The sequence below is a fragment of the Tatumella citrea genome (genome assembly GCF_002163585.1).
GTDB lineage: Bacteria > Pseudomonadota > Gammaproteobacteria > Enterobacterales > Enterobacteriaceae > Tatumella > Tatumella citrea.
In genome coordinates, this window is record NZ_CP015579.1 from 2,980,659 (window position 1) to 3,001,875 (window position 21,217).

Below are 21,217 nucleotides of genomic sequence, written 5' to 3' on the forward strand. Positions count from 1 at the left end.
CCTCTGATACAGTGCTGCTATTTTAGCCGGTTATGTCACAGATAACATCCGGCGGAGTCCGAAGCTGTGTCAGGAGCCACTGTGGACGGCGGGATAAGATGGAAACTGGCCAGAAACAGAAATAAGACAGGGTCAGAATGAGGCGTGAAATAACGTCAGGAACAGGCAGATCAGGTCAGACAGACCCGCACAGAAATCCTACCCTCTGTGCGGGTCTGGTCGGATATCAGCCTTCCAGCACCAGCCGGCTGTCTGCCAGCACCAGTGGTTGAATCTGATGGGTAACCAGTAAGGTCGTTTTGCCTTTTACCAGTTGTTGCAGGGACGTAAGCACCAGCCCGGTATTCGTGGCATCGAGACCTTCTGTCGGTTCATCCAACAGGATAACCTGAGCATCAGACAAAAATGCACGGGCAATGGCGATTCGGCGTGCCTGCCCGCCAGATAACCGGGCACCTAACTCACCAACCATCGTATCCAGGCCGTGAGGGAAAGCCTTGATTTCATCGGCCAGAGAAGCCTTAGCAAGGGCCTGCCACAGAGTATCGTCATCGGAGTCAGGGGCAACCATCCGCAGATTATCGCGCACAGAGGCATTAAACAGATAGGTTTTCTGACTGACCACAGAAATAGTCTGTCGTAATACCTGATCTGATAGTTCCCTGACCGGATGTCCGCCAATCGAAATCGTACCCTGTTCGCATTCCCAGAACCCCTGAACCAGATTAAGGATCGTGGTTTTCCCGGCACCACTCGGGCCAAGCAGCGCCAGACAATGGCCTTCCGGAACTTTAAAGCTCATGGCATCGAGCACTGCCGGTTTGTCCGCAGTATAGCGCATGGTCACTGCTGAGAATACCAGATCAAAGTGTTCAGGTTTGTCACTGGAAGCCGGTAAGCGAATCGCGGGAGTCAGTTCTGCCATTGCAAAGATACGGCGGGCTGCTTCACGGGTAACACCCAGAGCCGCGAAAGCAGCCGGTAGTGCAGCAACCGCCTCGGTACTGGCCAGCACCGCAAATATCAGCATAACAAAGTCATTACCCGCCAGCGCACCGTTATGAGCTGCACTGACCAGCAGGATCAACGTACAGAACATGCCAATCTGTCCCGCCAGTGCGGAAAGCGCGTTACCCGCAGCTGAGATCCACGCCTGGCGACGCTGCGCTGCTATCAGTTGCTGAGACAGCCTGCTCAGGTGCTCAGTCTGGCGATTCACCGCGCCGGCTACCTGTAACTCGCCAAGGCCACGAATTAAATCTGTTGAGGCCACCTGCAGAGATGAACGTAATCCGGTAACCGCATTACCGCAGGCCCGGGTCAGAGAAGCCACAATCACCGGGATCACCACCCCCGCAACCAGCAGCATCACAGCATCAATCCCTGCGACTGCCGGAGAGAACCAGAACAGCAGACATAAAATAGCAACCGAGGAAATCAGTGCTGCAATGGCCGGAGCCAGAATTCGCAGGTAGAAATTATCCAGGCTATCGATATCTGCCCTCAGGCGGGTCAGCAAATCGCCATCACGAAACTCCTGCAGTCTGGCAGGTGCAAGGGGTTCCAGATGCTTATAAAACCAGACGCGCAATACCGCCAGTAAACGCAAAGTCGCATCATGGGTAACCACACGTTCCAGATAGCGTGCCAAAGTTCTCAGTACTGCCAGACCACGGATAGCGGCAGCAGGGGTAAAAAATTCCAGCGTCATTTTGCCAACACCGGCCAGCGCCATCGAAGCGATGAACCAGCCGGAAAGTGCCAGCAGTGATACGTTTGATAGAATGACCACCACTGACAGTAATATGCCGATAGCCATTCGTGCCCGCCACGGACGGGCCAGTGCTAACAGATGACGTAAGTCGCTCATTCTGTTGCTCCTTTCTGCAAACGTTCAAGTTCGGCCAGCACCCCGCCGCTTTGCAGCAACTCAGCCGGAGTACCGGATTCAATCACCCTGCCCTGCGCCAACACCACAATCCGATCGGCCATAACAGCCACCGAGGTATCATGTGTGATCACCAGCCGTGCAGAATCAGGGAAAGCTTCGACCAGTGCCGACATCATCTGATGCGCGGTTTGGCTGTCAAGGGATGACGTAGGCTCATCAAGTATCATCACCGGAGGTGCGGTTAGTAATGCACGAGCCATTGCAACGCGCTGTACCTGCCCGCCGGAAAGTCCCTGACCACCATCGCCCAGTTGGGTGGCATAACCATCAGCAAAGCCGTTGATAAATCCGTCAGCCTGAGCAAGGCGCGCTGCTTTTTTTAGCTCACTTTCACTGGCCTGTGGATGAGCAAGACAGATGTTATCGGCAATCGATCCGGCAAACAGTGTCGGGCGTTGCGGTAACCAGCCAATCTGTTTCTGCCATTCCGGCAAATCCAGTTGTGACAAATCCTGACCATTAACCAGAATATTTCCTCGGGTCGGGCTGATAAAACGCAGCAATAACCGGGCTAATGTGGTTTTACCTGCCCCACTTGATCCGACAATTGCCAGTGTTTCTCCACGCCGCAACGAGAATGAAATATCTTCGATACCGCCGCCTTCCGGATGCTGGTAGCCAAGATTTTCCACCCGGATTTCCTGAGGTTCAGCAACAGGCAACACCTGAGTCGGAGTCTGTTCTGGCAGTTCGGTATTCAGAATATCCAGCAGCCCTTCGGTCGCCCCAATCGCATCCATCCGGGCATGGTAATGTGCTCCCAGATCACGCAACGGACGGAAAAACTCAGGTGCAAGCAGCAGAGCAAATAAGCCAGGCAAAAAGGCCAGTTCACCGTAATAGAGCCGGAAACCGACATATACTGCCACCATTGCAGTGCTGACAGTGGCAAGAAATTCCAGCACCAGTGACGACAGGAATGCAACACGCAACACCTTCATTGTGGTCTGGCGATAGTTTTCTGAAATTGCCGCAATGATTTCTGCCTGACGACGGGCAGCATTGGTCTGACGCAGTGTGGTCAGTCCGGCAATCACATCAAAGAAGTGGGCGCTCATCAGGCTCAGCTTACGCCACTGCCTGAGGCTGATTTTCTCTGCACCTTTCCCGACAATAATCATAAACAGTGGTATCAGTGGCGCGGTAATCAGCATAATCAGCCCGGACACCCAGTCCGACGGAAACAATGCGACCAGAATTGCCAACGGGACCACACCGATAATGATTTTCTGTGGCAGGAAAGCAGAGAAATAAGTTTCGATAGCATCAACACCTTCACCCAGCGTACTGGCAATACTGCCGGTACGTTGCTGCTGGCTCCATGAAGGTCCCAGTGCTGAAATACGTTCAAGTAAGGTAGAGCGGAGAGTCTGACGAATACGTGCGGCGCTTTCAAACGCAAAACCCTGGCGTAACATTTCCAGACCAGCACGCAGTAACATGACCAGCGGCAGTAACCAGAGCGCCGGGAATAACCCCGACAGCTCTTTGCCACCAATAACCACACTGTCAATCAGCCATGCCAGTAACCAGCACTGGGCAATCATCATTACCGCGTTCAGGGTAGCCATGACGACTGACAGGGAAAAGAGCGCACCAGCCTGGCGACGCTGGCTTGAAAGCCAGCGTTCTGCCAGGCGAGCGGCCGCTCCACTAAGGGGTGGGCGAGACGACATATAAGATTAGTGTCCGTAACCGACCAGTTTGGAGATACGACCGCGGAAAACCCAGATCTGGTACCAGTTATACATCAGCATGACCGGAACAAATCCACCCATTGTCAGAGTGAAGGTAATCAGGGAAACCTGCGGGGTCGCACCGGCCCAAATGGTCCAGGTGTTTGGTACGATCCATGGGAACATGGTGATCAGCATGCCGAAACCAAGGATCAATGCGGCACCATTAAACCAAAGGATAGCAGCAAAATCTTTATCTTTCAGCGTATCGCGGCGTACCTGCTCAATACAGAACAGTGCGATCAGACCAAACAGTCCCCAAATCCAGAAGTGCGGACCAAACCATTTAGCACGTGCCCAGTCAAAGTCGAATGCACTCCAAATCCAGGTCACAACCACCGCAATAATGGCTAACCAGAATGTGACTGCCGTCCAGCGGGCAGCAATCTGACGCAATGGCTCGGTTTTTTCAAAACGCGCACGTACAAACAGTACTCCGGATAACGTCATTGCGATGCAGGATGCAATACCGGTCCAGATGGAGAACGCAGAAATAAAGTTAAACGCGCCACCGGCATAGTGCGGAACACCCTGAGCCGGATTATCCAGTGCAAAGCCCTGCAGTACAGCGCCTACGCTCATGCCGCCGAAGAAAGTCACCGTCAGGCTGGAAATCCCAAACACACCATCTGAGAATTTCTGCCAGAATGGTGATGCCAGATGACGGAATTCCAGTGCCACGGCACGGGACATAATGCCCCATAACACCAGTGCCATTGGCACCATCAGGTAACTGAACGCAGAACCGTAAACAAACGGGAAGGTACCAAACATAATACCACCCGCGACAATCAGCCAGGTTTCGTTAGCATCCCAGGTACCGGCCATCGCTGCCATAATCGCGCCACGTTCGTGGTGATCTCTGACGAACAGAGAGAAAATCCCTGCACCAAGGTCTGCACCATCCAGCGCAATATATAACAGTACGCTGATACCAAAAGCCAGCCACCAGGCAATGACCAAAAAATGCTGAGTATGAGTTAACATATCCATGAGTATTCTCTCCGTATCAGACCGGTCTTATGTATTCAGGATGGTCAGCGTGCTTTTCGTCTTCCGGAAGATCCAGATGACCAATATGCTCATGACCTTCACCAGGGATATTGCTGGTTAAATCAGGTCCATTGCGAACGACTTTCGCGAGGAACCAGATTGTCCCGGTGACAACCGCTGATTCGAAAATTGCAAAACCGACAAACCAGAAGATAGCCAGGCCTGTGGTCATTGCACTCATACCATCTTCAGTACGCATCAGTCCGTAAACGATCCACGGCTGACGACCAATCTCACGCGTCCACCAGCCGGCAATCACTGCAATATACGGCAGGACGACCATGGCCACGGCAATCATCAGGAACCACTTGTTAGATGATGCAGTTTCCGGAGTCATACGACGACGAGCGATTAACCAGACACCCCACAGGCTGACCAGCAGAAGTGCACCACCTGCTCCGGCCATCGCACGGAAGGCATAGAACGGCAGAACCACTGGTGGCTGTTCATCTTTAGGGAAGCTGTTCAGGCCACGAACCGGACCGTTCCAGGTTTTGGTTTCAATCAGGCTCAGACCGTGTGGAATAGAGATGGACCATGCCAGACCAGTGCCTTCTTTGTTTGGCCATCCGATAATGTTCCAGGCATTATTAACGTTGCCCTGAGCATCATAAGCATCATACTGACCTTCCATAGCTGCCAGTGCCGCAGGCTTGTTCTCAAGGGTGTTTTCACCCAGAACATCACCCATATACACCTGGGCTGCAGCAACCACTGCCAGCGCAACCAGTGCATATTTCAGAGGACGCAGGAAAATATCAACGTTGCGACGCTTGAGCACGAACCATGCACACACGGCTACCACAAAAGTCAGTGACAGCTCAAAGCTCGCCAGTAACATGTGCGGGAACGCAGAACGAACGTTAGTATTGAACAGCGCAGCAACCCAGTCAGTGACGACGAATATGCCGTTTTTCAACTGAACACCGGTCGGTGTTTGCATCCAGGAGTTCGCCACCAGAATCCACATTGCCGACAGTGTTGAAGAGAGAGCAACGTTAAAGGTAGCAAACAGGTGCATTTTGCGACTGATTTTGCCCCAGCCAAAAATCATCAAACCGATAAATCCGGCTTCATACATAAAGGCTGTGATGGTTTCGTATCCTAATACCTGACCAAAAAAAGGTCCGGCAGCCTGCGAAAAACGGCCGTAAAGGATACCAAAAGCCATTTCCATTGTTACCCCGGTAGCCACACCGGCACCAAAGTTAACGATGAACAGCTTTTCAAAGAAACGACAGATGCGGTACCACTTCTCATCATTGTTTTTGACCCACATTGCTTCTGCGATGAAAAGCAGCAGGGCCAGACCGATGGTCAGTGGCGGATAGATGATATGAATTGATGAGATTAACGCGAAGTCAATTCGCGTAATCAGCGATGTGAGATCATTGCTTAACATTGCTATCTTCTTTTGTATTAAGTGACCGTATTAGCCCACGACACCCAAGTGCCTTGTCTCTTATCAGGCAGGTAGAATGATAAGAGATGAGGCAGGAAGAGTAGAAACAGGTGTCGCACCATCCTTTCCTCTAAACGTCATACTGTTTGTATAGCACATATCCCTGTCCCCCACCGGGAACAGAACAAAAAATCGCCACCACGCCCATTTCCTTTCGAAGATGGACATGTAACATCACTCACAAAGGAGCATTTGTCGGCAAAGCTTATTTGATAAGCGCTATGCAGTATTGACGACAAGCAAATTACTGCAGAATCTGAATTTGTTTATATAGAGATGTACCCAGATTTTCGAGACGCAAATATTGTCATAAAAAAGCACAATACTGGTTCTGTGTAGTCCGAATGAGTCCCAGTATATTCCTCTGCACCCGGATCTTGTCAAGAAAAATGTAGGTAAACCGCTTTTTTGTTGCACGGTGTATTATATTCGTTCACACCTCACAAAATATTCTTCATTCAATAATCCAATTGTAACCAAACGAAAATTAATTTTTAATCTTCTGCTATTTAAACACAGCATTCCGGCCATAATCCGGTGTAATTTATAATAAATTTAACCATCCAAATCAGTAACTTAAAAAACAAACCTTCAAAATGACTGCGCATCAATTCCACTATTGATATTCAGTCAGAATAACAAAATAGCCACCAGGAGATATTTTCAATAACCTACAGGTAATATAAATAGAGATAATGCTCAAAATAAAAATGCAATTCAATTATCACCGAATAAACACAAAATACACCTGACATCATATTTTATAACTTAAATAACCTTTTTATAACATAATGCAGATGAGAATAAGAATTTATTCCATTTAGACACTTAATGCTGTTTTATTAAATTTAGAAAATTTTCATTTCCAGGATTTCAGTATCATCCACTCAGATTTATTGCATCTTTCGCAACTGCGGCATTACACCTGTTTCAGGTGTTAACATCTGAACATCATCAGCACTGAGAGGTGCTTTAAAACCCCGGGGAAGCGGCCATCGGATCAGCCTTTCTGTGGCACAGGCATAACAGAAACTTAGCCCCGGGGCCGCGAATTTCGTCCCGGGCCTCCGCTAAACTAACGAAAAAAACCGCCAGTTTTTTGCCGGAGAATGCAGTGGTTTCCATGGGAATTCTGGCCGCCTGCGTTGCCTGAGAAACACTATGTATCTCCCCTCCCCCGGACAGTTCTGTAGCTATTTCACAACTTTTCACCACTAAAGCAGAATATTCCACCCGGGCTTGCCAGAGCCACCCGATCTCTTTGCGGTGAAGTTCAGTAAACACTGAACATAATCAGGATCTTCAGGGCAGATTCCGGCGCACTGATTCATGCTGTTCCCTGAAACTTAACCTGTAACTTTGCCAGGGTAATCGCCAGAGAAACCGGCTCATTCATAATGCTGTAATCCTCTGAAAGTAAGCTGACTGATGATTGCGCAGATGCGACGAGCGGGGCAGCTTCAGACGCAATAACCAGACTGACCGCCAGGTAGCTTTGTCGTCTGTCTCTGCCAACAGGAGGACTAAGATTAATAAATACAAAAATCATATTTAACAGCGGGCAACAATTATGTTTAATTATTACTCAATAACTAAAAAATGATGATAGCAAACCAGTTTTTTGACAGCCAGTGATGCAAACACTGGCTTTTTTTTACCCAAAAAAATAAAGTCAATAATTTCAAATGATTAAATAATTTTCTGAGTATCTGCCTGAGCATTAGCGCAACAAAAATCCTGCGGTCCGTGGATTACCCGACGAAATGAATAGCCACTGTTTATGGATATAAAGAATTAAAATCACATCATATATATCATTTAAATATTAAAAGGGAATATGTCGCTGGGTGGGTGTCGGAATTTATTCCTGACCGGGTTACACTATTTATCCCGATGACTCACAATCCGGAATATTCATTAATAACGGTGAGTAACAATATATTGCGGATGATATTTTTCAGGACGAGGTACGGTGATAATGTTTAAGAATAAAAAAACCCGGCACTTTATTAGCGGAGTGGTGGTGGTTGGTTTAATCGTTGCTGCCATTATGACACGCGCGATTATTGGTGGCGTTTTTGACGAGTACCATCTTCCATTCAGCCAGTGGCCCGCCGACCTCTACCTGACCCAATGTTTTATGATTGTTATCTATACCGCTGTTTTCACCGGCCTGCTCTCCATTCCGCTCTGGTATTTCTTCCTGGGCGAAAGTGACGATAAAAACTAACACCCTTTAACAGCTGGCACGGCTTTACAGCCGTGTCTGGCGGTATACTGACGGGCTCTGACCAAAATGAGCGCGGAAACGGTTGCTGAAATGGCTCAGAGAAGAAAAACCACACTCTTCTGCGATAGCAGTCAACGACATCGCACTATGCCGGAGTAATTGTTCAGCTTTGTTCATCCGTTTAATCATCACATACTGATGTGGTGACTGACCGGTGCTCTGACGAAACATCCTCGCAAAATGGTAATCACTTAGTGCTGCCTCAGCCGCCAGTTCGGCCAGAGTCAGAGGCGAACTCAGCTGTGAGGTAATAAATTCATCTACCCTTTTGAGCACCCCGGGTGCCAGCCCGCCACGCACAGACGGCAATTGCCAGTTAACAGTGCTGTACTGCTGCACCAGTCCGGTCATTAACAAAGTAGCGGCAGTACTGAGCATCAGATGATTTGCTGGTTGCTGCCAGTCACAACTCAGTAAAAAGTGGCGATATAGCTGAGTAATTCGGGGATCATCGGCAAATACCTGCTCATCCAGAGAGATCATCTGCGGGTTGCGATCCCATATTTTGCCGGCCAGTTCCAGTAAATGCCCTTCGGTACAATAGAGATGGACAAACGACAGTCTTGCCCGGATATCCCAGCAGGACTCACTGTTAGCAGGCATCAGGCAAAAACGATCCGGTCCGCCACCGTTACGCCAGCCATGCGGAGTTTTATGCCAGGTATCATAACCATCGGCAATATATAAACTGAGGGTATGGTGATCGCTAAGATTTGTCACCTGGTCCTGGCAGTTGAACCAAGAGGCTAACTGTATGCCACTATCGAGCGTAACGGACTCACGTAGCTGTGCCTTGCGGCGTTGTAAAATATCAAAAGTCTGATAGGACATCGTCTCTCCGGCCCTCCCCTGTCACTTTCTCAGTGTAATCGGCTGGTGTTGTTGCTGCCAGTGCTGGCTCTGCGAATACAAAAAAAACCGCAGGATTTTGCAAACTGACCGCAAGCCGGTAACAACCTCCCTCAGCAAATCCCGGCATAATGGCAGTTTACGGCCGGGGAGGAAAAGATGAACATCGTACTGTATTTTACCGTAGTACTAATTTGGGGAACCACGTGGATAGCTATTTTCGTCCAGCAACATTCAGCCGCTGTGCCGGTGATGACCTCGGTATTCTGGCGCTTTTTGCTGGCAGCAGTTGTGCTGCTGGTTACCCTTAAACTGACCCGTCGCCTGAAACACTTATCCGGACAGACTCATTTTTTCTGCCTGCTACAGGGATGCTGCATTTTTGGTGGAAATTTTATCTGCTTCTATACCGCAGCACAGTGGATTAACAGCGGACTGGAATCGGTGATTTTTTCAATGGCGGTGATTTATAACGCCATCAATAGCTGGATCTTTTTTCGCCAGAAACCACCGGCCCAGTTTATTCCGGCACTGATTTTTGGGTTGGGTGGAATGGTAATCATGTTCTGGCCGCAACTGAGTGAAAATCATTACTCACTGCAACTGTTGGCGGGGATTGGCTTATCGGCACTGGGGACCTTTGGATTCTCGCTGGGAAATATGCTGAGCGTACGCCACCAGCGTCAGAAACAAGATGTGATGACGACCACCGGTTATGCGATGCTTTACGGCGCACTGGTGATGGCATTACTGAGTTTGTTGACTGGCAAGTCTCTTGCACCATCATTTAACACTCACTGGCTGGCTGCCGTCGGTTATCTGGCGGTGATTGGTTCGGTGTGTGGCTTCGGTGCCTACTTTACCTTGCTGGGCAGAATCGGTGCTGCAAAAGCGGCCTGGAGCACCTTATTATTCCCGTTGGTTGCCCTGGCATTATCTGCGGAGTATGAAGGCTTTATCTGGCAACCCCATGCCGTACTGGGACTGGTCAGCATTTCTCTGGCCAATCTGATGATGTTTGTCCGCCTGCCGGCAAGCCGTCGTATGCGAACGGCCTGAGGTAAAAGGGTATGAATGGCACTGAGCGTCATTCATACCCGGTTTAATGCATTTCATTCCCCGGAAATGGCAGCTCATGCCATAATCCCCCACAAACTCCCGGTAATTAATTATCCTGACCGCAGAAAATGAATCTCTCGCGGAGCGCGAACATGAACACTACCCACCAACCGCCATCAGCCACCCGCTGGCTGACTCTGGCCGGGACTGTTATTACCCAGTTTGCCTTAGGATCTGTATACACCTGGAGCCTGTTTAATCAGCCCTTGTCCCAGAAACTTTCAGCCCCGGTCAGCCAGGTCGCCCTGTCATTTGGGATACTGAGCCTTACCCTGGCTCTGGCATCGTCGATGGCCGGAAAACTGCAGGAGCGATTCGGGGTGCGTAACGTCACCCTTAGTGCCGGGATCTTACTGGCTATCGGCCTGTTTCTTACCGCTGAATCGTCCTCTATTGGCATGTTGTATCTGAGTGCCGGAGTATTGGTTGGTCTGGCGGACGGAACCGGCTATCTGTTGATTTTATCCAACTGCGTAAAATGGTTCCCTGAGCGTAAAGGGGTGATTTCAGCCTGCTCTATTGGTGCCTATGGCCTGGGCAGTCTGGGATTTAAATTTATCTTTAGTTATCTGCTGGCGCATCAGAGTCTGGAACATACCTTTATGATGTGGGGAGTGATCACTCTGGTGATTGTGACAGTCGGTGCGCTTATGATGAAAGATGCGCCACGCACAGAGGCGCAGCAAGGAAGTGACTCTGCCAGTGACTTTACGCTCGCTGAATCTATGCGCCAGCCACAATACTGGATGCTGGCCTTAATGTTCCTGACGGCTTGTATGAGCGGTTTATATGTCATTGGGATAGCCAAAGATATCGGCCAGAATCTGGTGCATTTACCTGCGTTGAGTGCCGCGAATGCAGTTACGGTCATTGCTATGGCCAATCTGGCGGGACGCCTGGTGCTTGGTGTGTTATCCGACAAACTGGCACGTATCCGCGTCATCTCACTGGCCCAGATTATCTCACTGGCCGGGATGAGTTTGCTGCTGTTTACTCATCTCCACCAGGAATCATTTTTCTTCGCCGTTGCCTGCATCGCTTTCAGCTTTGGTGGTTCAATTACAGTATTCCCGTCACTGGTCAGCGATTTCTTTGGTCTGAACAACCTGACCAAAAACTACGGGGTGATTTATCTCGGTTTTGGAATTGGCAGTATTCTTGGTTCGCTGGTCGCGTCAATTTTCGGCGGATTTATGGTGACCTTTGTACTGATTATGGTACTTCTGGCAGCATCCCTGGTTCTGTCACTGACTGTTCGCCAGCCTGGTCAACATTCACAACAACCCGCGCCACTGGTACAAAACTAATAGCTGTCAGTGATTGCCCCATGCCCTGCCTGCCAGGGCATGATCTCCACTCTTCGGGGCTCTGACCTCCCCCTTTCCCCCCGGATTCCGCGTTTTTCTGTGAGGTGCATTTTACCGGCGTTTTCCGGCCACCTCACTTCGCTACACAGGCGACAAATCAGAACCCCTTCCCCGTGTAACCGCTCAACCCGCCTTACAGGCAACTGTACAGTAGTAGTTTCCCCTGACAATTTATCAGCACCGACACCCTGAGTATCAGGAGTTAAAATAGACAAAATGGAGGAGCAGGATTCATGGAGTGAGTCAGTTTTGCTGCCAGGAATATCTATTCGCCGCGAAAATGGCGGGATAATTTACTGGGTGAAATGTTCGGCTGCCTATGCTCTGCCGTGTTTCCGAGGGATCATCCCTGTCTTAACGCAACCCGGACCCGCCAACGATAAACAGCCAGTAACAAGGCTACAACGATGACAGGAAGCAAATGCACAAAGAACCACACCACCAGCCCGGCGAAGATATACGGCCCACCAGGGGCATCAGGATCATATTGGAGTGCCACCCGGGCCCCAACAATCGCCCAGATAAAAAACGTCGGGATAGCCCAGAGAATAAAGAACCACCAGCGATAGCGGTTTATCGAATTTAGCACTCTGGCACAGCTCATGGATAAACCCTCCAGCCACGATTAAAGGCAGGCTAATACCAGCCAAACCTGATACCCGCAAAAAGATGTCACTGTCAGATAATGCCCCTGCCTCTTCCCCGTGCCAGGCACTTCGTTTTATCGGGGGTTAGTTTTCAACTGAATAATTGCACTGGAACCAACGGGTTTTGTCTCCCGGCCAGGCACTATTTTCTTCCGGCAACGGTTCAACTTTATCAAAACCATGCTGATGACAATAGTCTGCCACGGTGGTGTTTAGTGCAGTCAGATTGACTTGTGTCGGTTTGTAGCGGAATTGCAGGCTGTTTGATGCTTTATCGCTGTCTACCTGCGCGTAACCACCAGGATACTGGTGGGCACAGCCACTCAGGAGCATGCTGAGCAAACCAGCCACACACAGAGTACTAAGATTTTTTGTCATGTTCAGAATTGCTGTCCGGAAAAAATATAGGTTATTGGTAATCTATCCACCTTCCGGTGGTTTCACATCGGATTAGACCGTAACCGGAGAACCCAAAGGAGAAATCAGACATGTCTGCCCGACTGGCAGCAGACACTGTTCAGAAACTATTCCGCACTGACCACCATCATACGCAACAGGTTGGCAGACTGAGGTGCCGGCAATTTTAGGATTGTCTGGTACAAGTCAATTGTCATTGCACACAATGACTGGTGATCGGAAGAGGTATCACCTGGTTCATTTAATTGTTTCAGCTTATCGCCCCAGCGTGAATAGAGGGTACCCACTACCTGTTTCAGGGTGTCACTGGCCAGTGTTTTATTCAACGGCTTATCAGGACCTTCACTGGTCAGTAACAACTGCTCCAGCGCCACAGAATCACGATCATTAAGCGACGGTGGCAACACTTGCATCAGATTAACGCCACCTTCAACCTGTGGATACAGGAAACGAAAGCAGTATTCAGGCGAAATCTTTTCCAGGGCGATCATTTCGTCCACATTGACCGTGACATAGTTAATGACGGCCTGATCACTGGCCCGGCCAATTCGCTGGTTAACCACATCGGCCAGCATGCCACGCAACTGCCCGACCGCCAGTGGCATGCTCATCCCCTGACTTATCGAATGCAGAAACGATTGTTGCAATACCGCCCAGAGTTTAGGTTCCTGCTGTTTCAGAACCCGGTAACCGGGTAATGCCGATAGTTCAGCCAGCGAGTGCTGAGCCAAAAGTTCTGCATCATGCTGTGGCTTATAAGCGTAAAACCACCACAGGTTTCCTGCCGCAACAGGGATAACCGTGAGCAGAATACCTGCTACCAGCGAAAGGCGTGTTTTTCTGACAATCACAGTCAGCAGCAACCCTAAAATAATCAGGCTGACGACAGAAGGAAGTAGTGTTTCGGTCATACCGTGGACGAAGTCTCTTGGGTAACATCAACCAGAACAGGACAATGAGCTCGTTCAATAACAGCAGCACTCACTGAACCTTTCAGAATTCTGTTGAAAGAAGAAAGATGGCGGCGTCCCATAATTATCATAGAGGCTTGCAGACGATCAGCCTGATCAACAATGGTAGTTGCCGGTTCGCCACTGCAGATCAATCCACGCGCAGGAATTCCGGCCTCAGCAAACGGGTTCAGCGCATAGCGCAACATCTGCTCTGCCGAGTTCTGACTGTCTCTGGCATTCAGCGATAATGACCCGCGCTCTGCGGTGTCAATTTCTATCGGCTGGCTTCCTGAAATATCATCTGACATGACACAACAGACAATAACGACTGACGCCTGATGCGCACGTGCCTGATCCAGGGTGGTTCTGATAATTTTTTCTGCCATAGAGGCCTGGCGATCAATGGCCATTAATAATGTTTTCATTATCCAGCTCCATTCCGGAGAGTAGTAGATACCGGTATCAGACCTGTAAAGGTTGCCCGGAACAACAGGCTACAGACACCGCCCGTAACATTCTCTCCGTTAATGTATCCTGATTTACTTTAATTGTCAGAGTATTACCTGACTGATTTTCTCTCCCCTGCCTGGCAATCGCAGTAGCCTTAAGAAAAACAGTTAATTTTAAAGCGAACACTGCACGGGGAAAAACAGATTTTAATTAATTTTCAAAACCACAACGATTGATGTAACGAAGTTACCAGCTGTAACACCGGACTGACTCGCTAAGGGGCGTTAAGCAGGATTTTGCGGGAAGTAAAAGACGGGAAAGCTCAGGGGAAGGCTCCCCTGAGCAGCAATGATCAGGAAGCTGAGTTATCAGCAGACACGGCTTCACTACTGTTTTTTGGCGCCAGGCCTGCCGCGCGGAACATGTTTTTGATGCCACGCACTGCCTGACGGATACGATCACTGTTCTCTATCAGTGCAAAACGAACATGCGTATCACCATAATCTCCAAAGCCAATACCCGGAGAAACGCAGACCTTCGCTTCTTCCAGCAGGAGTTTTGCAAATTCCAGTGATCCGAGATGAGCATAATGATCCGGAATTTTCGCCCAGACATACATCGATGCTTTCGGGTTTTCCACCATCCAGCCTGCATCATGCAAGCCTTTGACCAATACATCACGACGACGCTTATATTGCTCAGCAATATCGCGGACACATTGTTGATCACCTTCCAGTGCTGCTATTGCTGCAACCTGCAGTGGAGTGAAAGTACCATAATCGTGGTAGCTTTTAATCCTGGCCAGCGCTGAAACCAGTTCTTTGTTGCCCACCATAAATCCAATACGCCAGCCGGCCATATTGTAACTTTTCGACAGCGTAAAGAACTCGACAGCCACATCCCGGGCACCAGGCACCTGCATAATGGAAGGTGCTTTCCAGCCATCGTAGACAATATCTGCGTAAGCTAAATCGTGTATCACCAGGACATTATATTGTTTGGCCAGGGCAACAACCCGTTCAAAGAAATCCAGCTCGACACACTGAGCTGTCGGGTTTGACGGAAATCCCAGAACCATCATTTTCGGCTTTGGATAGCTTTCACGAATTGCCCGCTCAAGTTCAGCAAAGAAATCAACTCCAGACACCAGTGGAACCGAACGCACCTGCGCTCCGGCAATCACCGCGCCGTAGATATGAATCGGGTAACTGGGATTAGGTACCAGCACGGTATCACCATGGTCCAGCGTAGCCAGCATCAGGTGAGCCAGACCCTCTTTGGAACCGATAGTCACAATCGCTTCAGATTCAGGATCAATATCCACCTGATAACGATCAGCATACCAACGGGAAATAGCCCTGCGTAACCGCGGAATCCCTTTAGAGGTGGAATAACCGTGAGTATCTTCGCGCTGAGCTACCTGGCAGAGTTTTTCGACAATATGCGGTGGTGTAGGACCATCCGGATTTCCCATACTGAAATCAATAATATCTTCGCCACGACGACGGGCGGCCATTTTTAATTCTGCGGTAATATTGAAAACGTAAGGAGGCAGGCGATCAATACGGGTAAAACGACGGACTGGCTGATTATCTGACATAAAAACTCCGCTAAACGTTAGCGCCCGGACCGTCCGAGCGACGCACTCCGAATGGAGTAAATTCAACATACCTGTCAGATTCAGTATTTGTCCAGAGAATAATCTCCGGTCGTCACTGATATTTTTTTAAATTGTTTAGCCAAAATTGATCCTGATTCAGTTTCACTCAGATTAACCTGGTGAAGCGCTGGTGCAGGGCCGGGAATTTTTCTATCATAACCGCCTGTTTTATTGTTTATTCGCCTAAGGCCCGCCGCGATGTTTCTTCATCTGGATAAGTTACTGGCGGTTTTTGACCGTGCAGCGCTAATGCTGATTTGCCTGTTTTTTCTGACACGGGCAGCACCCTTCCGCCAACTGTTACAAAAAGATGATTATACTGCGGCGGAAAAGCTGGCGGTGACGGCGATTTTCTCCCTGTTTGCCCTGTTCAGTACCTGGACCGGGATAAATGTGGATGGTTCGCTACTCAATGTGCGAATCATTGCCGTGATGTCAGGCGGAATATTATTCGGCCCCTGGGTAGGTATTGCCACCGGTGTTATTGCCGGGTTGCACCGTTTTTTAACCGATATTCACGGCGTGAGCGCTGTTCCCTGCCTGATTACCAGTGTACTGGCAGGCATAGTTTCAGGGCTGATTTATCGGCATATCGAAAAATCCCGGCGCTGGAGCGTCGGGATCCTGTGCGGGATGTTATGTGAAAGCCTGACAATGATCCTGATTGTCCTGCTGGCTCGCCCCACCAGCCTGGGCATAGAGATTGTCAGCGAAATTGCCCTGCCGATGATTCTCGGTTCTACCAGTATCGGACTGATTGTATTGCTGGTGCAAAGCGTTGAAGGTGAACGGGAAGCGCAGGCCGCACGCCAGGCGAAACTGGCGCTGGATATTGCCAATAAAACACTGCCATTGTTCCGGAATATTAACAGCCAGTCATTACGTCAGGTGTGCGAAATCATCCGTAACGATATCAATGCCGATGCGGTGGCGCTGACTAACCGCCAGGAAATTCTCGCCTATGTCGGTTACGGTGAAGAGCAGTATCAGACCGGTAATATTGGTCTGAGTGCCACCACGACGCTTGCCATCACCAGTGGAAAAATCATTATCCGTAACAACGATGAAGCCAATCGTACGCGGGACATTCATTCGATTCTGGTGATACCACTGCGGGAAAAAGGTGAGGTTGCAGGCACCCTGAAGATCTATTATCGTCGCGCCCACCGGATAACCGGCTCTCTGAAAGAGATGGCCGTTGGCTTATCACAAATCATCTCTACACAGCTGGAAGTCTCACGGGCTGAGCAGCTACGGGAGATGGCGAACAAAGCTGAATTACGCGCCCTGCAAAGTAAAATCAATCCGCATTTTCTGTTTAATGCGCTGAATGCTATCTCCTCGTCGATACGCATGAATCCGGATACCGCCCGTCAGTTAGTGATCAATCTGTCGCGTTATCTGCGCTACAACCTGGAACTCAGTGATGATGAAGTGATTGATATTAAGAAAGAGCTTTATCAGGTGATGGATTATATCGCGATTGAGCAGGCCAGATTTGGTGACAAGTTATCGGTGATCTATGACATCGATGAAGAGATTTCCTGTAAAATCCCCAGCCTGCTTATCCAGCCACTGGTTGAGAATGCCATAGTTCATGGTATTCAGCGTACCCAGGGAAAAGGTGTCGTGACCATTACTATTCGCCAGGGTGAATCTGACGATAACGTAAACATTTCGGTGAGAGATACCGGTGAAGGTATCAGCGAGGAAGTGATCCGCAGAGTGGTCAATAACGAAATGCCCGGCAACAAGATTGGTCTGCTTAATGTTCATCATCGCGTCAGACTGCTGTACGGAGAGGGACTGAAAATCCGCCGGCTCTCGCCAGGCACCGAAATCAGCTTTACTGTCAGCAAAACTTCCCCTTCCCTGGCAGCTGACAGCGGTAAAAAACAGTTCGGTACGGAGAATGTAACGTGAAGGCTATCATTGTCGAAGATGAGTACCTGGCCCAGCAGGAACTCAGCTGGATGATACAACAATACAGTAATATCAGCATTGAAGCCTGTTTTACTGACGGGCTGGATGTCCTGAAGTATCTGCAACAGCATCAGACCGATGTTATTTTTCTGGATATCAACATCCCGTCACTTGACGGTATGCTGCTGGCAAAAAATATTAGCCAGTTTGCTGTCAAACCTCTGATTGTGTTTATTACGGCCTGGAAAGAGCATGCCGTAGAAGCCTTTGAACTGGATGCTTTTGATTACATTCTGAAACCGTATCAGGAATCCCGGATCATCAGCATGCTGAATAAACTGGAGGCTGGCTGGCACCATCAGCAAAACGCCATCACTGCACAAAATCATGCGGCAATGCAGCAAACGATCAATCTGGTCAAAGATGATCGGATCATCGTGACCGATATCCATGATATCTGTTATGCAGAAGCGCATGAAAAGCTGACGATCGTCTATACCCGACGAGATCAGTTTATTATGTCGATGAGTATTAGTGAGTTTTGCCAGAGACTGCCTGACAGTCAGTTTTTTCGCTGTCACCGCTCATATTGCGTAAATCTGAATCAAATCAGCGAAATAGAGCCCTGGTTTAACAATACCTACATTCTTAAATTACGCGAACTGGAATTTCAGATCCCGGTCAGCCGCAGTAAGGTCAAAGAATTTCGTCAACTGATGCATTTATAGCAGAATGCATTCCTGGCCGCGTTGGTTGTCATCACACGGCGCAGGAATGATACAGAGATTACAGTTCCATCCCTAAAGTCTGGCGCATATGGGCACCGGCACCCAGCAGCCCCGGCTGATCATGGGTAATCAGATAGACCGGAATATCCTGTACGTAAGAACGGAAACGTCCCTTATCTTCGAAAGCAGCACGGAAACCGGAGGCTTTAAAGAACTGCAGGAAGCGTGGAACAATTCCGCCGGCAATATACACCCCACCGAAGGTTCCAAGTGTCAGGGCCAGGTTCCCGCCAAAACGTCCCATAATCACACAGAACAATGACAGTGCACGACGACAGTCAGTACAGCTTCCGGATAATGCACGCTCGGTTACGTCCTGAGGTTGCAGACGTTCAGGAACACGGTTGTCAGAAATCACAATGGCCCGGTAAATATTCACCAGACCTTTTCCTGACAGCACCCGTTCAGCTGACACCCGGCCACGTTCTGCACGCAGCACACTCATGATCATGTCTTCTTCTTCGGTACCACAGGTGAAATCTACATGTCCGCCTTCACCAGGCAAGCTGACCCAGTGTTTGTTGACATGAACCAGATGGCTCACCCCCAGTCCTGTTCCGGCACCATAGATGGCTATCGGTTTATCTTTTACCGGTGCACCACCGCCGAACTGAATGACATCGTCACTGCCCAGCATTGGAATTGCCATGGAGACCGCAGTGAAATCGTTAATCACTTCCAGATGTTCCAGCCCGAGATTTTGTTTCATCTCACTGATAGAGAACGCCCAGCTATGATTAGTCATTTCAATCCAGTCATCTTTCACCGGACAGGCGATGGCGATAGATGCACAGGTGATGGCTTGTTGATCCGCCAGATACTCACGAATAACATCTTCCAGGCTCTGGTAATCCTCGGTTGAAAAGGTTTTGGCCTGCGAGATGCTGCCGTCAGTCACATCACACAACGCAAGGCGGGCGTTAGTTCCGCCTACATCGCCGACCAAGGCATAGTTTGTCATTCTTATGCTACTCCGCTTGGGGGGGTAATTAATGGTGAAGACAGTTACGCCTTCTTCAAATCTGCTGGTCACCGGAACCAGGTGAAATTAATTCATCATTTTCACAGTTATCTACCATACCTTGCCAGGCAGCCGATGCACATAGGTAAGATGCTGAATACGCGCTGGCTGAACAGAGGATGGCATATGCAGTACAACTGCATAAAACCGGCAAAAAAACACTATATCATGGTTTCGTCTGCCGGGCGGTAACCATAGTCGCCCGGCAAAGAAATGCAGTTCAGAGAGGGTTAAAACAGGCCAGGTAATTCGCCGCTTAACACCACCACATTCAACACAATCACCAGCACTACAATCACAATACCGGCGATATGAGTTTTTCTTTTGTTGGTGAGTGCCCCCATTAATTGCCGGTTGCCAGTGAATACCAGCAGAGGGATCAGCGCCAGTGCAATACCAAAACTCAGGAATACCTGGCTAAGAACCAGCACACGGGTAGGGTCCATCCCGGCAAAAATGACAATAAATGACGGCAGCATGGTCACCACCCTGCGCACCCATAACGGGATAGTAAAATGGATAAAGCCCTGCATGACGACCTGGCCTGCCAGCGTTCCCACGACTGTTGAAGAGAGACCCGCAGTTACAAGACTCAGGCCAAAGACCAATGCGGCGGCATTGCCAAGCAGAGGTTTCAGCGTCAGATAAGCGTCATCGAGTTCGGTAATTCCGGTATGTCCATTAAAATGGAACACTGCAGCAGCTGTTGCCATCATCGCCAGGTTAACAAATCCGGCAATCGTCATAGCAATGGCGACATCCAGTTTGGTTGAAGCATAACGTTGCTTCTTGCTGGCACCATCGTCCTGCTGGGTCAGCGCCGAATGAAGATAAATAACGTGAGGCATAATCGTTGCCCCCAACACCCCGGCAGCAAGATACAGCGCATTAGAGTCCGGCAATACAGGCAGCGCCATCCCACGGATTAATCCTCCTGGATTAGGCTGGGAGAAAATCATTTCCGCCACATAGGCTCCGGCAACAAACAACAACATTGCGCCGATCACCCACTCCAGTGGCTTCTGGCCACGGCTTTGCAGCATCAGAATCAGGAAAGTCGCAACCCCTGTGATAACCGCACCCTCTAACAGGGTGACGCCGAACAGCAATTTAAAACCAAGGGCAGCACCGATAAACTCAGCTAAATCGGTGGCCATCGCAATTAGTTCTGCCTGCACCCAGTAGAACCAGACTGCCGGGCGTGGAAACCGATCGCGAATATGTTCCGCCAGGTTTTTACCTGTCGCAATCCCCAGCTTTGCCGATAATAACTGGATCAGCATCGCCATGATATTGGCCCAGACAACCACCCAAAGTAACTGGTAGCCATAGCTGGCCCCGGCCTGGATATTGGTGGCGAAATTACCGGGATCGATATAGCCAATCGCCGCAATAAAAGCAGGGCCCATCAGCGCAAGCTTTACCTTTCTCTGCTTCTTATTGCTGTCTGCGGTCTGACCTTCTGACATCTGACGTCCCCGTAATTTACTGCTTTCGCACCACTTTACCCGCCCTCAGAAGAACAGTTAAA

Annotated in this window: 18 protein-coding genes; 5 read left to right on the forward strand and 13 right to left on the reverse strand. The window is 49.5% G+C overall.

The genetic code is table 11. The features are described 5' to 3' along the window. Window positions 1–226: 226 nt before the first annotated feature. The 5 genes from cydC to A7K98_RS14265 all read right to left on the reverse strand — a co-directional run bounded on the left by cydC (window position 227) and on the right by A7K98_RS14265 (window position 7,751). Window positions 227–1,870, reverse strand: coding sequence for a thiol reductant ABC exporter subunit CydC (gene cydC, locus A7K98_RS14240; protein WP_087489166.1), 1,644 nt, complete (start codon window positions 1,868–1,870; stop codon window positions 227–229). After that, window positions 1,867–3,627 carry a thiol reductant ABC exporter subunit CydD gene (gene cydD, locus A7K98_RS14245; RefSeq protein ID WP_087489167.1) on the reverse strand — a complete coding sequence of 587 codons (1,761 nt, stop codon included), beginning with the start codon at window positions 3,625–3,627 and terminating at the stop codon, window positions 1,867–1,869. Before cydD ends, cydC begins: the two co-directional genes overlap by 4 nt. A gap of 6 nt (window positions 3,628–3,633) precedes the next feature. Beyond that, complete coding sequence (locus tag A7K98_RS14250) at window positions 3,634–4,680, reverse strand: cytochrome d ubiquinol oxidase subunit II (RefSeq protein WP_087489168.1); 1,047 nt, start codon at window positions 4,678–4,680, stop codon at window positions 3,634–3,636. A gap of 16 nt (window positions 4,681–4,696) precedes the next feature. Further along, window positions 4,697–6,142: a cytochrome ubiquinol oxidase subunit I gene (locus A7K98_RS14255; protein WP_087489169.1), complete on the reverse strand. Its 1,446-nt coding sequence runs from the start codon at window positions 6,140–6,142 to the stop codon at window positions 4,697–4,699. A gap of 1,387 nt (window positions 6,143–7,529) precedes the next feature. Continuing rightward, on the reverse strand, window positions 7,530–7,751 hold the full coding sequence (locus tag A7K98_RS14265) for a hypothetical protein (RefSeq protein ID WP_087489171.1): 222 nt from the start codon (window positions 7,749–7,751) through the stop codon (window positions 7,530–7,532). A 429-nt stretch (window positions 7,752–8,180) separates the two neighbouring features. Between A7K98_RS14265 and A7K98_RS14270 the strand changes: the two genes are divergently transcribed. Continuing rightward, the gene (locus tag A7K98_RS14270; RefSeq protein WP_087489172.1) at window positions 8,181–8,432 is read left to right on the forward strand and encodes a DUF2534 family protein; all 252 of its coding nucleotides are present in this window, start codon (window positions 8,181–8,183) and stop codon (window positions 8,430–8,432) included. A gap of 24 nt (window positions 8,433–8,456) precedes the next feature. Here the strand turns inward: A7K98_RS14270 and A7K98_RS14275 are convergent, their stop codons facing one another. Then, entirely contained in the window at window positions 8,457–9,323 is an 867-nt protein-coding gene (locus A7K98_RS14275; protein WP_087489173.1) for a helix-turn-helix transcriptional regulator, read from the reverse strand. A 177-nt stretch (window positions 9,324–9,500) separates the two neighbouring features. Between A7K98_RS14275 and A7K98_RS14280 the strand changes: the two genes are divergently transcribed. Both A7K98_RS14280 and A7K98_RS14285 read left to right on the forward strand, forming a co-directional pair. Further along, window positions 9,501–10,400 (forward strand): DMT family transporter, encoded by a 900-nt coding sequence (locus A7K98_RS14280; RefSeq protein WP_087489174.1) that lies wholly within the window; start codon window positions 9,501–9,503, stop codon window positions 10,398–10,400. Window positions 10,401–10,552: 152 nt separating this feature from the next. Next, window positions 10,553–11,767 carry an L-lactate MFS transporter gene (locus A7K98_RS14285; protein WP_087489175.1) on the forward strand — a complete coding sequence of 405 codons (1,215 nt, stop codon included), beginning with the start codon at window positions 10,553–10,555 and terminating at the stop codon, window positions 11,765–11,767. A gap of 403 nt (window positions 11,768–12,170) precedes the next feature. Here A7K98_RS14285 and A7K98_RS14290 read toward each other — a convergent pair whose 3' ends face one another. From A7K98_RS14290 to alaC, 5 genes are all read right to left on the reverse strand, one after another. Next, complete coding sequence (locus A7K98_RS14290; RefSeq protein WP_087489176.1) at window positions 12,171–12,431, reverse strand: hypothetical protein; 261 nt, start codon at window positions 12,429–12,431, stop codon at window positions 12,171–12,173. Window positions 12,432–12,558: 127 nt separating this feature from the next. Further along, window positions 12,559–12,852: a hypothetical protein gene (locus A7K98_RS14295; RefSeq protein ID WP_232461544.1), complete on the reverse strand. Its 294-nt coding sequence runs from the start codon at window positions 12,850–12,852 to the stop codon at window positions 12,559–12,561. Window positions 12,853–12,998: 146 nt separating this feature from the next. Continuing rightward, window positions 12,999–13,802, reverse strand: a complete 804-nt coding sequence (locus A7K98_RS14300; protein WP_087489177.1) for a hypothetical protein — start codon at window positions 13,800–13,802, stop codon at window positions 12,999–13,001. Beyond that, a complete protein-coding gene (locus A7K98_RS14305; protein WP_087489178.1) occupies window positions 13,799–14,269 on the reverse strand; it encodes a universal stress protein in 471 nt (156 codons plus the stop codon). Before A7K98_RS14305 ends, A7K98_RS14300 begins: the two co-directional genes overlap by 4 nt. Before the next feature lie 377 nt (window positions 14,270–14,646). After that, window positions 14,647–15,894, reverse strand: coding sequence for an alanine transaminase (gene alaC / locus A7K98_RS14310; protein ID WP_087489179.1), 1,248 nt, complete (start codon window positions 15,892–15,894; stop codon window positions 14,647–14,649). Window positions 15,895–16,152: 258 nt separating this feature from the next. Between alaC and A7K98_RS14315 the strand changes: the two genes are divergently transcribed. Both A7K98_RS14315 and A7K98_RS14320 read left to right on the forward strand, forming a co-directional pair. Then, a complete protein-coding gene (locus A7K98_RS14315) occupies window positions 16,153–17,877 on the forward strand; it encodes a sensor histidine kinase (protein ID WP_087489180.1) in 1,725 nt (574 codons plus the stop codon). After that, the gene (locus tag A7K98_RS14320) at window positions 17,874–18,605 is read left to right on the forward strand and encodes a LytR/AlgR family response regulator transcription factor (protein WP_087489181.1); all 732 of its coding nucleotides are present in this window, start codon (window positions 17,874–17,876) and stop codon (window positions 18,603–18,605) included. Before A7K98_RS14315 ends, A7K98_RS14320 begins: the two co-directional genes overlap by 4 nt. 58 nt (window positions 18,606–18,663) lie before the next feature. Here the strand turns inward: A7K98_RS14320 and glk are convergent, their stop codons facing one another. Continuing rightward, window positions 18,664–19,626, reverse strand: coding sequence for a glucokinase (gene glk / locus A7K98_RS14325; RefSeq protein ID WP_087489182.1), 963 nt, complete (start codon window positions 19,624–19,626; stop codon window positions 18,664–18,666). Window positions 19,627–19,916: 290 nt separating this feature from the next. Continuing rightward, window positions 19,917–21,155 (reverse strand): Nramp family divalent metal transporter, encoded by a 1,239-nt coding sequence (locus A7K98_RS14330; RefSeq protein WP_087489183.1) that lies wholly within the window; start codon window positions 21,153–21,155, stop codon window positions 19,917–19,919. Between the last annotated feature and the right edge of the window lie 62 nt (window positions 21,156–21,217).